Annotated in this window: 12 protein-coding genes; 7 read left to right on the top strand and 5 right to left on the bottom strand. The window is 63.1% G+C overall.

Annotated elements, in window-relative coordinates; genetic code table 11:
* Window positions 1-32 precede the first annotated feature (32 nt).
* The gene (locus ACNR9O_RS07960; RefSeq protein WP_473681777.1) at window positions 33-3,569 is read left to right on the top strand and encodes a hypothetical protein; all 3,537 of its coding nucleotides are present in this window, start codon (window positions 33-35) and stop codon (window positions 3,567-3,569) included.
* Window positions 3,570-3,780: 211 nt separating this feature from the next.
* On the opposite strand, the gene ACNR9O_RS07965 is transcribed toward ACNR9O_RS07960, so the two are convergent.
* On the bottom strand, window positions 3,781-3,927 hold the full coding sequence (locus ACNR9O_RS07965; RefSeq protein WP_473681776.1) for a hypothetical protein: 147 nt from the start codon (window positions 3,925-3,927) through the stop codon (window positions 3,781-3,783).
* A gap of 420 nt (window positions 3,928-4,347) precedes the next feature.
* On the opposite strand from ACNR9O_RS07965, the gene ACNR9O_RS07970 reads away from it, so the two are divergent.
* Window positions 4,348-5,253, top strand: coding sequence for a hypothetical protein (locus ACNR9O_RS07970; RefSeq protein WP_473681775.1), 906 nt, complete (start codon window positions 4,348-4,350; stop codon window positions 5,251-5,253).
* Window positions 5,254-5,461: 208 nt separating this feature from the next.
* Here ACNR9O_RS07970 and ACNR9O_RS07975 read toward each other — a convergent pair whose 3' ends face one another.
* The 3 genes from ACNR9O_RS07975 to ACNR9O_RS07985 form a co-directional block, all read right to left on the bottom strand.
* Window positions 5,462-6,223 (bottom strand): ABC transporter permease, encoded by a 762-nt coding sequence (locus ACNR9O_RS07975; protein ID WP_473681774.1) that lies wholly within the window; start codon window positions 6,221-6,223, stop codon window positions 5,462-5,464.
* Window positions 6,220-7,167, bottom strand: coding sequence for an ABC transporter ATP-binding protein (locus ACNR9O_RS07980; RefSeq protein WP_473681773.1), 948 nt, complete (start codon window positions 7,165-7,167; stop codon window positions 6,220-6,222). The genes ACNR9O_RS07975 and ACNR9O_RS07980 overlap by 4 nt, the downstream gene beginning before the upstream one ends.
* A 109-nt stretch (window positions 7,168-7,276) precedes the next feature.
* Complete coding sequence (locus ACNR9O_RS07985; protein WP_473681771.1) at window positions 7,277-7,840, bottom strand: TetR/AcrR family transcriptional regulator; 564 nt, start codon at window positions 7,838-7,840, stop codon at window positions 7,277-7,279.
* Window positions 7,841-7,993: 153 nt separating this feature from the next.
* Here ACNR9O_RS07985 and ACNR9O_RS07990 point away from each other — a divergent pair, with 153 nt between their 5' ends.
* Window positions 7,994-9,517 (top strand): FAD-dependent monooxygenase, encoded by a 1,524-nt coding sequence (locus tag ACNR9O_RS07990; RefSeq protein ID WP_473700721.1) that lies wholly within the window; start codon window positions 7,994-7,996, stop codon window positions 9,515-9,517.
* Window positions 9,518-9,579: 62 nt separating this feature from the next.
* Here ACNR9O_RS07990 and ACNR9O_RS07995 read toward each other — a convergent pair whose 3' ends face one another.
* Entirely contained in the window at window positions 9,580-9,945 is a 366-nt protein-coding gene (locus tag ACNR9O_RS07995; protein WP_473681767.1) for a hypothetical protein, read from the bottom strand.
* 321 nt (window positions 9,946-10,266) lie between these two features.
* On the opposite strand from ACNR9O_RS07995, the gene ACNR9O_RS08000 reads away from it, so the two are divergent.
* The 4 genes from ACNR9O_RS08000 to ACNR9O_RS08015 all read left to right on the top strand — a co-directional run bounded on the left by ACNR9O_RS08000 (window position 10,267) and on the right by ACNR9O_RS08015 (window position 12,896).
* Entirely contained in the window at window positions 10,267-10,698 is a 432-nt protein-coding gene (locus ACNR9O_RS08000; protein ID WP_473681765.1) for a hypothetical protein, read from the top strand.
* Window positions 10,699-11,223: 525 nt separating this feature from the next.
* Window positions 11,224-11,772: a P-loop nucleotide/nucleoside kinase family protein gene (locus tag ACNR9O_RS08005; protein ID WP_473681763.1), complete on the top strand. Its 549-nt coding sequence runs from the start codon at window positions 11,224-11,226 to the stop codon at window positions 11,770-11,772.
* Between the two features lie 17 nt (window positions 11,773-11,789).
* Window positions 11,790-12,266, top strand: coding sequence for a DUF6869 domain-containing protein (locus ACNR9O_RS08010; protein ID WP_473681761.1), 477 nt, complete (start codon window positions 11,790-11,792; stop codon window positions 12,264-12,266).
* 240 nt (window positions 12,267-12,506) lie between these two features.
* Window positions 12,507-12,896, top strand: a complete 390-nt coding sequence (locus tag ACNR9O_RS08015) for a VOC family protein (RefSeq protein ID WP_473681759.1) — start codon at window positions 12,507-12,509, stop codon at window positions 12,894-12,896.
* The last annotated feature ends 70 nt before the right edge of the window (window positions 12,897-12,966 follow it).

The raw sequence follows: 12,966 nt of genomic DNA on the forward strand, positions 1-12,966 counted from the left end.
GCTCTCACTCTCCGACCAAGGCAGCCAGGACCATGCGCATCAGGACGTTGGACGCCGCCATCCTCGGCGTGCTTATCGCGGGCATCTCGCTGCCCATCCAGGCGCAGTCGGCGAATGCCGCCGCGCCCGTCGCGGCCGCATCAGGCGCGCCGGCCGTGGCGCAGGGACGCTATAGCGTCGACCTTCCCAACGGCGGCCTGATCTGGGCCACGGAAGACCCGACACTGACCTCGCCGCTGCTCAATGTGCAGGGCAGCGCGGTGGCCGCGTTCGAACGCGGGCAGGTCACCGAGCCGGTGCACTTCCAGGTCTACAGCAACTACGACGCCTTCATCCGCAAGATGCAGGTCAGCATCTACCGCGGCGACGACACCAGTCTTTCCACGCCGCTGGCGGTGGTGGACGTGACGCCCGGCGCGGTGGTGCAGGCCACCTGGGACGGCAAGCTGCCGGCAGGCACCTCGCTGCAGGTCGGCCAGCAGCTCAGCTACGTGCTGCGCGCCTGGGGCGAGGATGGCAGCGTGGACGAGACCTACCCGCGCACGTTGCAGCTGGTGCGGCCGGAAGATCGCCAGCGTTCGCTGGACCAGCGTCGCCAGGGCGCCACCGGCGAGCTGCGCGCGCTGTCGTCCGCACAGCTGGAAGATCGCGAACTGCTCGATGCCACCTTCGGCGGCAACGCGCTGCGCCGGCAGAACATCACCATCCGCGGTTCGCGCGTGCGGGTGTACGGCCAGAACGTGCCCGACCAGTACGCCGTGAGCATCGCCGGCCAGAACGTGCCGATCGATCAGCAGCGCAAGTTCGTCGCCGAATACTTGCTGCCGAGCGGCGCGCATACGCTGGATGTTTCGCTGCGCGGCCTGGGTGGCGATGCCAGCCACTATCCGCTGGCGGTGAACGTGCGCGACAACTACCTGTTCGCCATCGCCATCGCCGACCTCACCGCGTCCAAGAGTTCGATCAGCGGCACCGGCGCCTCGGCGTTGACGGTGGACCCGCGCTATCGCGACGGCTTCCTCGACGAGGGCCGCCTGGCCTTCTACATGAAGGGCAAGCTGGAAGGGCGCTACCTGCTGACCGCGCAGGCCGACACCACCGAGCGCAATACGGGCAGCCTGTTCAACGGCTTCTTCAAGGCCGACCCGAAGGACGTGTTCCGCCGCCTCGACCCGAACATGTATTACCCGGTCTACGGTGACGACTCGACCACGTACCGTGACATCGACACGCAGGGCAAGCTCTACGTGCGCCTGGACTGGGACAAGAGTCAGGCCTTGTGGGGCAATTACCAGACCGGCTTCACCGGCACGCAATACGCGCAGTACGTGCGCAGCCTGTACGGTGCGGCGGTGGATTGGCGCAGCCGCGCCAGCACGCCGCTGGGCGATCCCAATACGCTGCTGAAGGCCTTCGCTTCGGAAGCGCAGACGGTGCTGGGCCATACCGAGTTTCTCGGTACTGGCGGCAGCCTGTACTACCTGCGCCATACCGACATCCTGCCCGGCTCGGACCAGATTGTGCTGGAGGTGCGCGACCCGGCTACCGGCAGCGTGGTGTCGCGCATCAACCTGGTGCGCGGCGTCGACTACGACATCAACGAGATGCAGGGCCGCCTGCTGCTGACCCGCCCGCTGGCGCAGATCGCGCAAGCCAACGTCAGCACGCTGTTCCGCGACCGCCCGCAGGGCGGCTACGAGAATCACCTGCTGGCCGATTACGAGTACGTGCCCTCGGGTTTCGACAGCAACGACGTTACCGCCGGCGTGCGTGCCAAGCACTGGTTCGGCGAGCACGTGGCGGTGGGCGGTACCTATGTCGACGAGGGCCGTTCCGGCGACGACTACTCGCTTAAAGGCGCGGACGTCACCTTGCAGGCCGGGCGCGGCACCTACCTCAAGGTGGAGCGCTCGCACAGCGATGCCGCGGTGGCGCCGATCTTCTATTCGGACAACGGCGGCCTTAGCTTCATCCGCACCAATCCCAACACGCAGGGCGCCAGCAAGGGCAATGCGACGGCCGTGGATGCGCGCGCCAACTTCCGCGAGCTGGGCTGGACCGATCGCGATTGGACCGTGGGCGCGTGGTGGCGCGATGTCGATGCCGGCTACTCGGTGGCGCGCGCGGACCAGGGGCTGGCGATTCACGAGTACGGCGCGGAGTTCGCCGGCCAGCTGCGCGACGACCTGCGCCTGTCCGGCCGCTATAGCTACGCCAAGCGCGGTCACGATGCGCTGGAACAGGGCCAGGTGCAGCTGGATTGGCAGCTGGCCGAGAAGTCGGACCTGATCGCGGAGATCCGTCGCGTCACCGAGACCTACCAGCTGCGCAACGGCACCGGCACGCTGGCGGCGCTGGGTTATACGCAGCGTATCGGCAGCTCGCTGGACGTATACGCCACGGGGCAGGTGACGCTGGCCAACGACAACGGCGCGTATCCGACCAACGATGCCGTCACCGTCGGGGCGAAGTACCAGTTCGGCGACCTGTCCAACGCCGGCGCGGAAGTGACGCGCGGCTCGCGCGGCAATGCCGCGCAGGTGAACGGCGAATACCGCCTCAACCCGGACCACTCGCTGTACGGCGCGTACACCCATTCGGTGGATTCCACGCTGTACAACGATTCGAGCCTGCTGTCGCAGACGCCGGACGGCCTGACGCTGGGCCAGCGCTGGCGCGTCACCGACAAGAGCAATCTCTACAACGAGAGCCAATGGCTGAAGTCCGGCCCGGATACCGGCATCGGTCACACCTTCGGCATGGATTTCTATCCGAGCCAGGGCTGGACGCTTGGCTTCACTCTGCAACAGGGTTCGCTCGATGCCGCCAGCGGGGCGGGACGTGTCGATCGCCACGCGGGCAGCCTCAATGCGGGCCTCACCAACCCGACCACCAGCTGGGCCAGCAAGCTCGAATACCGTCGCGACCGCGGCGCCGAGCAGCGCGACCAGTGGGTCACCACGCATCGGCTCAGCTACAAGATCAACGAGTCGTGGCAGGTGGCCGGGCGGCTCAACTGGTCGCGCACGCGCGACAAGGTGGACCCGAGCAACAACGCGCGTTTCAACGAGACCAATGTCGGTTTCGCGTGGCGTCCGTGGAACAGCGTGCGCTGGACCGTGCTGGGCAAGTACACCTATCTGTACGACCTGTCGTCGCCGGGCCAGACCGAGTCCGACAGCTATTACGACCAGCGCTCCAGCGTGTTCTCCCTGGAAGGCGTGTACCGCCTGGATACGCAGTGGGAGTTCGCGGCCAAGCTGGCCACGCGCGAGGGCGAGGCCCGTACCGGCCGTGGCGTCGGCGCGTGGTACGACAACCGCGCCACCATGCTGGCCGGTCAGGCACGCCGCTATGTGTTCGGCGGCTTCAGCCTGATGGGCGAGTATCGCGTGCTGCGCGCCACCGAAGGCGGTACCCGCAAGGGCTGGCTGGCCAGCGTCGACTACGACGTGAGCAAGCACTTCCGCATGGGACTCGGCTACAACTTCACCGACTTCAACGACGACATGACCAAGCTGGGGTATCGCTACAAGGGCGTGTTCTTGAACGTGGTGGGGTACTACTGAGCGCGAGGGGCTGGCGGAGACGTAGGTTGGGGTGAGCCAAAGGCGAACCCCAACGACACGCGCCAGACACGCCACCGAGTTTGGCGCCCAGGTGTGAGCCTTCCCGCATTGGAAGGCGCCGGCGGCGGGAGGATGACCGTCCCTGTCTCCCGCCGGTCGCGCCTGGGCGTCTTTTTTTAATGGCGTGATGAGGGGTGAGAACGTCGCGCGTTTACTTCGCCGAAGCGGGGCCGTTCGACGACAGCAGGTCGTCGCGGGTGGAGGCGATCAGGTCGATGGTCTCTTCGTCGCAGGCCATCGCCATGGCGCGCTCGAGATGGCCGAGCACGTCCTTCAGCAGGTCCGTGTCGTCCCACATGGGTGGGCCGAGTTCGAAGGTCGAGCAATAAGTCACAGCAGCGTCTTCACATCTCATTGACGCTGCCATTGTCGGCGTGGCATAGACGCAGGTCTTTCAGAAAAATCCTACCGCCAGGTCGACGGATGGGGCGGGGTTAGGTTGCGCGTCATCGAACGGTCAAGGATGGGGCCGACCCCATCCCCCTGCGATCTGGGTTAGCATCTTTCGGCCTCGCGAAGCAGTTGCGCCACTTGGTGCCATGACCGGCATCTCGGACGCGCCGTCGCTTTCAGGGCAAGCTAAGACGAGGCATTACACGCATGGACGCCAAGGGTCGTCGCTCCCTCCCGAAGAGCGGCGGCCGAGAGGGGGGCTCTGGGGTCCATGGTCGATCATGGATGCGGCGCTGAAGGATGGCGCCCTCGGAGACATTGCACGATGAAGAAGCTACCCCTCTCCCTTTGGCTGGCGATCCCCCTGGCCGTCAGCGCCTGTGGCGGCCAGCCTCAGGAAACCGCGCCATCCGCGGCGGCGCCCACGCCCGCTCATTCGGCGCCTGCGGCATCTGCCCATGTGCCAGCCGAGGCTCCTGAGAACCAGCTGCAGCCGCCAGCGCCACCCGAGGTGCTGGAGTCGATCTACCAGCGGAGCAGCCAAGGCAAGGACCGCATGGATATCGCCAACGGCAGCGTGGCGATTTATTGGTACGGCCTGCAGTTCGATCTCAAGGGCAAGCACTACTTCACCGGCTTCGCCACGGATACGCCGGAGAAATACGGCAAGCAGCCGGATGGCTATCTTCCCGCGCCAGATGCCAAGGTCACCTTGACCGAAGCCACCTTCGAACGAACCGGCGAGCGGGAAAGCACCTGGACGTTCGTCGGCGCGGAACGCGATATCGGCGAGTTCGGTGGGCGCGAGCAAGCCAATGCCATCGACGAAAAGCGCCGGGCGGTCTCGCATGAAACGCCTGACGGCCAGTTCCTTCTGGCTGTCCCCACCTGGTATCTGGAACAGGGTACGGAACTCAAGCTGTGGGAAGTCTTCGTTTTCAATCCGGGCAAGCTGAAGGATGTTGAAGATACGCACTGGACATACAGCGGCACGCTGGCGGCTGGTGCGGACAGCTCGGCCGCATGCGACGAGAAGAGCGGCGGTCCGTTGCTCTGCGTCGACAGCATCGGCGCGCTGAGCTTCGTGCCGCAGGACGGTAGCGCCATGCCGCTGGTCCGCATCCGGTTCAGCGGAACGGACGTCGACGACCAGGGCAAGAAGCGCACCCTGGGCGCCTCGGATGTAAAGACGTATCGGTACGACACGGCAAAAAAGCGGTACGTGGAATAGGCCAGCGCGTTCTTAAGGACAAACGAGCGATCAAGGAGATGGATATGACTGGCTTGCACACCCGCGCGGAAGTGCTGGACATGCTCGGGCGTTGAAGCGCGCCGGCTCGAAACGGTTTTGCTGCAGCGGATGGATCAAGGGGCGCGAAAGCGCCCCTTGGTCGTGAAGGACGATGCGCTGTCGCTGTTCGGCAGCCGCTCCGTCACCGCTACGATCGCAGCTTGTACCCCGTGCGGAAAATCCACGCGATCGCCACCGCGCACAAGGCCAGGAATGCGACCGTCATGCTCGCGCTCAACACCACGTTGACGTCCGCGTGCCCATAGAAGCTCCAGCGGAAGCCGCTGATCAGGTACACCACCGGATTGAACAGCGCGACCTTCTGCCAGAACGGCGGCAGCATGCCGATCGAATAGAACGCGCCGCCGAGGAAGGTGAGCGGCGTGACCACCATCAGCGGGATGACCTGCAGCTTCTGAAAGTCATCGGCCCACAAGCCGATGATGAAGCCGAACGAGCTGAAGGTAACGGCCGTGAGCAGCAGGAAGGCCACCATCCAGACCGGATGCGCGATGCTGTAAGGCACGAAGAAACGCGCCGTCAGCAGGATCAGCAAGCCGAGCATCACCGACTTGGTGGACGCGGCCCCGACATAGCCGAGCACTGCTTCCAGTGGCGATACCGGCGCGGACAGCAGCTCGTAGATGGTGCCGGACCACTTGGGCAGGTAGATGCCGAACGACGCATTGGAAATGCTTTCGTTGAGCAGCGACAGCATGATCAGGCCGGGGATGATGAAGGCGCCGTAGCTGGTGCCGCCGATCTCGCCCATGCGCGACCCGATGGCGGTGCCGAACACGATGAAGTACAGCGAGGTCGACAGCACCGGCGAGATGATGCTCTGGGTCAGCGTGCGGAAGGTGCGGGCCATCTCGAAGCGGTAGATGGCACGAATGGCATGGATGTTCATCGCGTTCCCCGCACCAGGCTGACAAAAATATCTTCGAGCGAGCTTTCCTGCGTATGCAGGTCCTTGAAGTCCACCCCGCGGTCGCCGAGCTTGCGCAGTAGCACCGCGATACCCGTATCGTCGCCCTGGGCATCGAAGGTGTAAGTCAGGGTCGCGCCATCGTCGGCCAGTTCCAGTGCGTACTCGTCCAGGCCCTGGGGCAGGGCGTCGATGGTCGTTCTCAGGCTGATGGCCAGCTGTTTCTTGCCCAGCTTGCGCATCAGCACGTGCTTGTCTTCGACCAGGATCAGTTCGCCGCGGTTGATGACGCCCACGCGGTCGGCCATTTCCTCGGCCTCTTCGATGTAATGCGTGGTCAGGATCACGGTGACGCCGGTCTCGCGCAGCTGGCGCACCATCTGCCACATGTCGTGGCGCAGCTCCACGTCCACGCCGGCGGTGGGTTCGTCCAGGAACAGGATGCTCGGCTCATGCGCCAGCGCCTTGGCGATCAGCACGCGCCGCTTCATACCGCCGGACAGCGTCATGATCTTGGCGTCCTTCTTTTCCCACAGCGACAGCGCGCGCAGCACCTTCTCGATGTGCTTGTCGTCGCGGGCGCGCCCGAACAGGCCGCGGCTGAAACTCACCGAGGCCCATACCGTTTCGAACGCATCGGTCGACAGCTCCTGCGGCACCAGGCCGATCTTCGACCGGGTGAGGCGGTAGTCGCGCAGGACGTCGTGGCCGTCGGCGCTCACCGTGCCGGTGCTCGGTTTGACGATGCCGCAGATGATGCTGATCAACGTGGTCTTGCCGGCGCCGTTGGGGCCGAGCAGCGCGAAGATCTCGCCTTGCCGGATATCGAGGTCGATCGACTTCAGTGCCTGGAAGCCGCTCTTGTAGGTCTTGCTGATGCCGCGGATGGAAATCGCGTGCGGCGTCGAAGGCGTGTGTTTGTTCATGGCGTGAAGTCTACGCGCAGGTTGGGGTGAGCGCAGCGAACCCCAACGGAGCCCGTTACGCGTCATCCCGACGTTGGGGTTCGCTGCGCTCACCCCAACCTGTGATCGGTCAGACGTAAGGTGTGCCGGCGAGGGCGGCATCCACCCCGGTAAAACCTCGCTTCATCACGCGCTTGAAGGCGGCGCGCGACTTGCTGTCATTGCGAAAGGCCTGCATCGCCTCCCGATACGCCACGACCAGCGTATCCATCAGCATCGCCGCCGCCAGTCGCGCATTTGCATCGGAAGCCGACTTTCCGGCCGCTTCCGCCAGCATCGCCGCCAGGTCCTCCACCAGCGTCCCCTGCAGCTCCCGCGCCCGCATCACCAGTGCCGGGCTCTCTGCCACGGTGCGCCAGAACCGGAGCGGCCGCTCCGACATCTTGAACATCGGATGCTGCTTCTCCACCAGGTCGCGCATCAAGGCCTGGAACGCCGCCACCGGCGTCTGCTCGCCGCGCTCGGCGATCGCCCTGCGCACCATCTCACGCCCTTCGTCCTCGCGGTCGAATACCAGGTCTTCCTTGCGCGGGAAGTAGTTGAACACCGTCTTGCGCGAGACGTCGGCTTCGCGCGCGATCTCGTCGACAGAGACGTTTTCGAAGCCGCGCTCGACGAACAGGCGCGTCGCCACGTTCGAAATCATCAGGCGCGTGGCCGCCTTCTTGCTGTGGCGCAACCCTGGCTCGTTTGACATGGCGATGCGTCCTCCGTGAAACTTACACTAAGTGTAACATTCTTCGCCGCGACCAGCGGCCCTCTCTTTGGCTTGGCTCCCTTCGAGGAAATGGCCTTGATCTATGACGTCGTGATCGCCGGAGCGGGCCCCGTCGGCCTGTTCCTCGCCTGCGAGCTGCGGCTCGCCCATTGCTCCGTACTCGTGCTGGAGCAGGCCGACGACCCGGCATCGCCTTTGAAGCGTCCGCCGTTCGGGCGACGTGGTCTTTGGGTATCGACCATCGATGCGTTTTCTCGCCGCGGCTTGCTGGATGACGTGCTGGCGTTGCAGCTCCCCATGGATATCCCGGGTAGAAACGGCCCGGCGTCAGCACAGGCGCGCCGCCCGGGCGGTCACTTCGCCGGCATCCAGTTCTTCATGGATCAGGTCGATACCTCGGCGTGGCCGTACCACTTGCCGGGCCATGACGTGACCAGCGTGTCGGTCGACATGGCCTCGCTCGAAAGCGCGTTGACCGCTCGCGCGGAGGCGATGGGCGTGGCGATCCGGCGAGGCGTTGCTGTCGAGCGTTTCGAGCCATCGAGCGATGGTGTCACCATCCATGCGGCGCAGGAAACCTCCCGCGGCCGCTGGCTCGTCGGCTGCGATGGCGGCCGCAGCACGGTGCGCAAGGCGGGCGGTTTCGATTTCACCGGTACCGAGCCGGAATTCACCGGTTACTCGGTGATGGTCGAGCTGACCGAACCGGATGCGCTTCGCCTGGGGCGCCACTACACGCCCACCGGCATGTACAACTGCACGCGTCCCGGCACCATCATGATGGTCGAGTTCGATGGTGGCGCGTTTCATCGGACGCAAGTCACGCAAGATCACGTACAGGCCGTCCTGCGTCGCGTTACTGGCATCGATGTCACCGTCACGGCGCTTCGCCTCGCCACCACCTGGACGGACCGCGCCTTTCAGACCACGACCTATCGCAAGGGGCGTGTGTTGCTTGCCGGCGACGCCGCGCACATCCATTCGCCGCTGGGTGGCCAGGGCCTCAACCTCGGCCTCGGCGACGCCACGAACCTGGGTTGGAAACTCGCCGCCGTCATCCGCGGCGACGTATCGGAGGATCTGCTCGACACCTATACAAGCGAGCGGCATCCGATCGGCGCGCAGATCCTCGACTGGTCGCGCGCCCAGGTCGCCCTGATGCGGCCCAGCCGCAGCTCGCGCGCACTGGAGGCGATCATCCGCGACCTGGTTGCCACGCGCGACGGTGCCACGTACTTCGCCGAGCGCGTGTGGGGTGTATCGCAGCGTTACGACCTGGGCAATGACCATCCGCTGGTGGGGCGAAGCGCGCCGGAGTTCACGTTGAGCGACGGCCGGCGGCTTGGCGATCTGCTCAGGGCGGGCAGGGGCGTGATGCTCGATTTCGAAGCGAGTGCGCCATTGCAGGAAATGGTAGAGCACTGGGCTGGTCGCATCGATTATGTGGCGAGCGCTGCGAAAGATGCGCTGGGGTTGAGCGCCGTGCTGGTGCGTCCGGATGGTGTCGTGGCGTGGGTCGCCGAGGGCGCGCCGAATCTCGAGGAGGTTGCCGACGCAGCATCGCGCTGGTTCGGCAACCCCGGGCGGAGCTAGCCTCTGTGCCTCTGGCTCCAGCGCCCTCTCCCTTCCGGGGAGAGGGGCGTGGTGAGGGGCGCCTACGAAGCGCCCCCTTCGTTATAACCCGTCGCCACATCGAGTCGATAACTCATCGACTCCGCATACCGACTCAGGTAATGCACCGCCGCAAACACTCCCTCCACACACGTCGGCGGCAACGGCCACTCTCCCTCCTGCGCCGGCACGCCACACGCCTGCTGATCCCGAAAACTCTCGCTATGCGCAAGCATGCCATTCAGTACGTTGATTGCCATGCTGATCCCCGCCAGGTCGGCGAACCGATTCGCCTGCGGATCGGCATCGTCGTCAGTGGGGTAAAAGGGGCGGCCTAACGGGCTAGTGCGGGGTTCTTCTGGACTCGGAACCTTCGAGCCGTAGTCTGCCGTATCATCGCGGGTAGCCATGACTTAACTCCTTGCTAGTTAGTTGTGGTCAGCGGGTCGTATGGGTGCCAGCCCATGCGGCTCGCGCTTTCTACTTCATTGCTGAAGGCCGTCGGCGATTCCTGTTGGATAAGCGGAGCGCCGGCGACCTTGCGACGGTAGAAGAAGGGGGTAAGGGGTGTCTGTAGGGGATCGCCTTTTTTGTGTAGGGGCTGTCGGGCGTGGCGCGCGGATGGGGCTGCGGGTTGATTCTGTTAGCGGACGGCTTGTTCAGTAATAGGCGGCATCCGCTTTCGACCCATAGCGGGCCCAAAAACTTCCTGATATCGAGTGGCTTACCGGATGATGGACAAGATCATCGGATTCACAGGAACAAGCGAAGGTGCGACTGCTGAGCAATTGCACGAGCTCGAAGAGCATCTCGCGAAACTAAAGGCCGAGGGCTTCGTCGAGTTTCATCATGGCCTTTGCATAGGAGCAGATGAGCAGGCGGCGGAGATCGCGGTGAGGTTTGGCTACTTTGTGATAGCCCACCCGGGCTTGGCGGAGGACCCGTTCAATCTGGAGCGGCGTTCCGGTTTCGTCGGAAATGATCGGGTCATGGAAGCAAAGCCATTCGCCGACCGTGACCGGGACATTGTTGACGCCGCCGATCGATTGCTTGCGGCTCCTCGGACCCAGTTCGAGGAAACTGGCTCCGGCACGTGGACAACTGTGCGTTACGCCCACAGGCTGGGAAAGCCGGTCGACTTGATACTTCCTGTCTTGACCTAGAGAAAAGGGCTATTGAATCAGGTAGAGAGCAATGTCCGCTTCCACTTGCGCGTCTATAGCGTGTTGCGTTGACCGGCCGAAGTCGCAACTCGAAGCGGACATGACGATAAGGACAAGACGAGATGGCTCGGCTCTGATGAAAACATACCCGCTCAAACGGGACGATGGTCAGATCTTTGCGTTCGAAATCCCCGCTGCCGGGCTTTGGACGGGTTCGCTCGCGCGATTGCTTCGGCGCGCGCCTGGCGTGGCAGGGGTTCGCCGGATCCATAGTAACGACAATCGCATTGCATTCGAGCTCAATGGCGAGCCTTTTGTGGTGTGGGAGCCGTGGGGCGACAACTCGCGATACTGGATTGGCCCTGCGAACACCGGTGCGAGGTTGGGAAATGCCAGTGCGTTGGAGGCCTATTTCAAGCAAGCCCCAGCGTCGTTCCAGTGGCCTTGGCGCTTGCTTGGAGGTAATTGATGGCCTCCTGATTTGCACACTAGTGTTCGTTTTCTACCCAAAGCCGACCCTTCGCTTTGGCATCGCCACCCACTTACACCATCAAGGAAGACTTCACCGAAATGGCAACGATTCACTTGGTTGAAGGGCCGGTTGGCGCCGGCAAATCTACGTTTGTCGCCGAACTCCGAAAGCAATACGCGGCACCGGGTTTTATCCTGGATGCGTGGTTCGTCAGACTATATAGCCCGGATCGTCCTGCGGCGAACGTGATGGAGTGGTACATCGCCAGGAAGGCGCGTTGCCTTGATCAGATATGGATGGCGGCCCGGGAGGTTCTGGATGCGGGCCATGATGTCGTCCTTGAGCTCGGGCTGGTGGAGCGGGCTAGCCGAGAGCACTTCTACGCACAAGTGAACGAGGCCGGATACGACTTGGCCATCTACTTGTTGGATGCCCCGCGCGGGGTGCGACGGGAGCGTGTCCGCAAGCGCAATCTGGAACGAGGCGCGACATACGCGATGGATGTGCCTGATGCGTTTTTCGAGCTGGCAAGCGATCACTGGGAGCCGATCGGTGAGGTTGAGCGTGAGATGTACGATGTACGCGTAGTTAGCTTGGCTTGAAGGTCTGCTTTCGACCGGTGGCCGACATCGCCAATGAAACGCGTGATTCAAGATCTCTTGCCAGTGGATTGCTTGATATGAACTTTTCGCAGGCACCTCTCGTATCGGCCTGGCTAGCGCTTCAGCATGCGCCCCAAGGATCTGCTGACTATGAATCGCTCTTTTGGGCATTCGAAGAGGTTGATGAGCTATGTAGAAGCTCACCAGACGAGGCATGGTCTTTTATCGGCGCGGCGTGGCTTGCCGACAAGTCCAAGGTGGTTGCCGAGAACCTTTCAGCAGGTCCCTTGGAAGATTTATTGGCGAAGCACGGAGAGTCCGTGATTGATCGGGTCGAGACTGAGGCAAGTGCAAACCCAACATTCGCCTTTCTACTGGGTGGCGTGTGGCGAAATGAGATAAAGGAGGCCGTGTGGACGCGGGTGGTTGCTGTTCGTGACCGTAGAGGCTGGGATGGAATCCCGTTTCCTTCGGGTGATATCGAATCGAACTAAGGTCTGCTTCCGACCGAGGCTGTGTGAAAACGCAAAACGCCATCTCGCGCTGCGCAGTTCTTGATCAAAATGCTCTGCGTAGATGGAATTCTGACCTACTCGCTTTCGACAAGTGGGTCAGGTTTCGCGTAGGAGCCACGTCGTTGTTGATGGTCCGGCGTTTTCACACAGCCTGGACCCGGAGAAGGCATTGGTCGTGACATAAATCACACCATGTCAACGAGCTGAAAGGTGATTTCGATGAAACGCCTCTGGACCATCATCGGGGTAGAAAACGTCGCCGCGAGTTTCAAGTGGTACCAGACACTTTTCGGGCAGGCATCAACTGAACCAAGCCATGATTATTTCGGCCAGATTCGCGACGCCGATGGAACGGTTCTTTTGTGCCTGCACGCCTGGGGTGCGCATGAGCATCCCACGCTGACTAGCGCCGATGTGGGGAGGCCCGGTAAAGGGCTTGTTCTCTTTTTTCGCGTCGACGATTTTGACGCAGCGCTTTCGAGAGCTCGTGTGCTGGTCGGCCAACTGGCCGAGGAGCCCAACGAAAATCCAGCTACTGGCACCATGGAATTTTCGCTCGTCGATCTCGATGGCTACTATGTCATGGTTAGCGCGCTTCCTTCTTCGTAAGTCGTTCCTGGAACCCGTCGCACCCATTGTGGACTTCGGTGGCAAAGTGATTCGATAGGCCCGCTTCCGA

The organism is Dyella sp. CR10 (genome assembly GCF_055814425.1).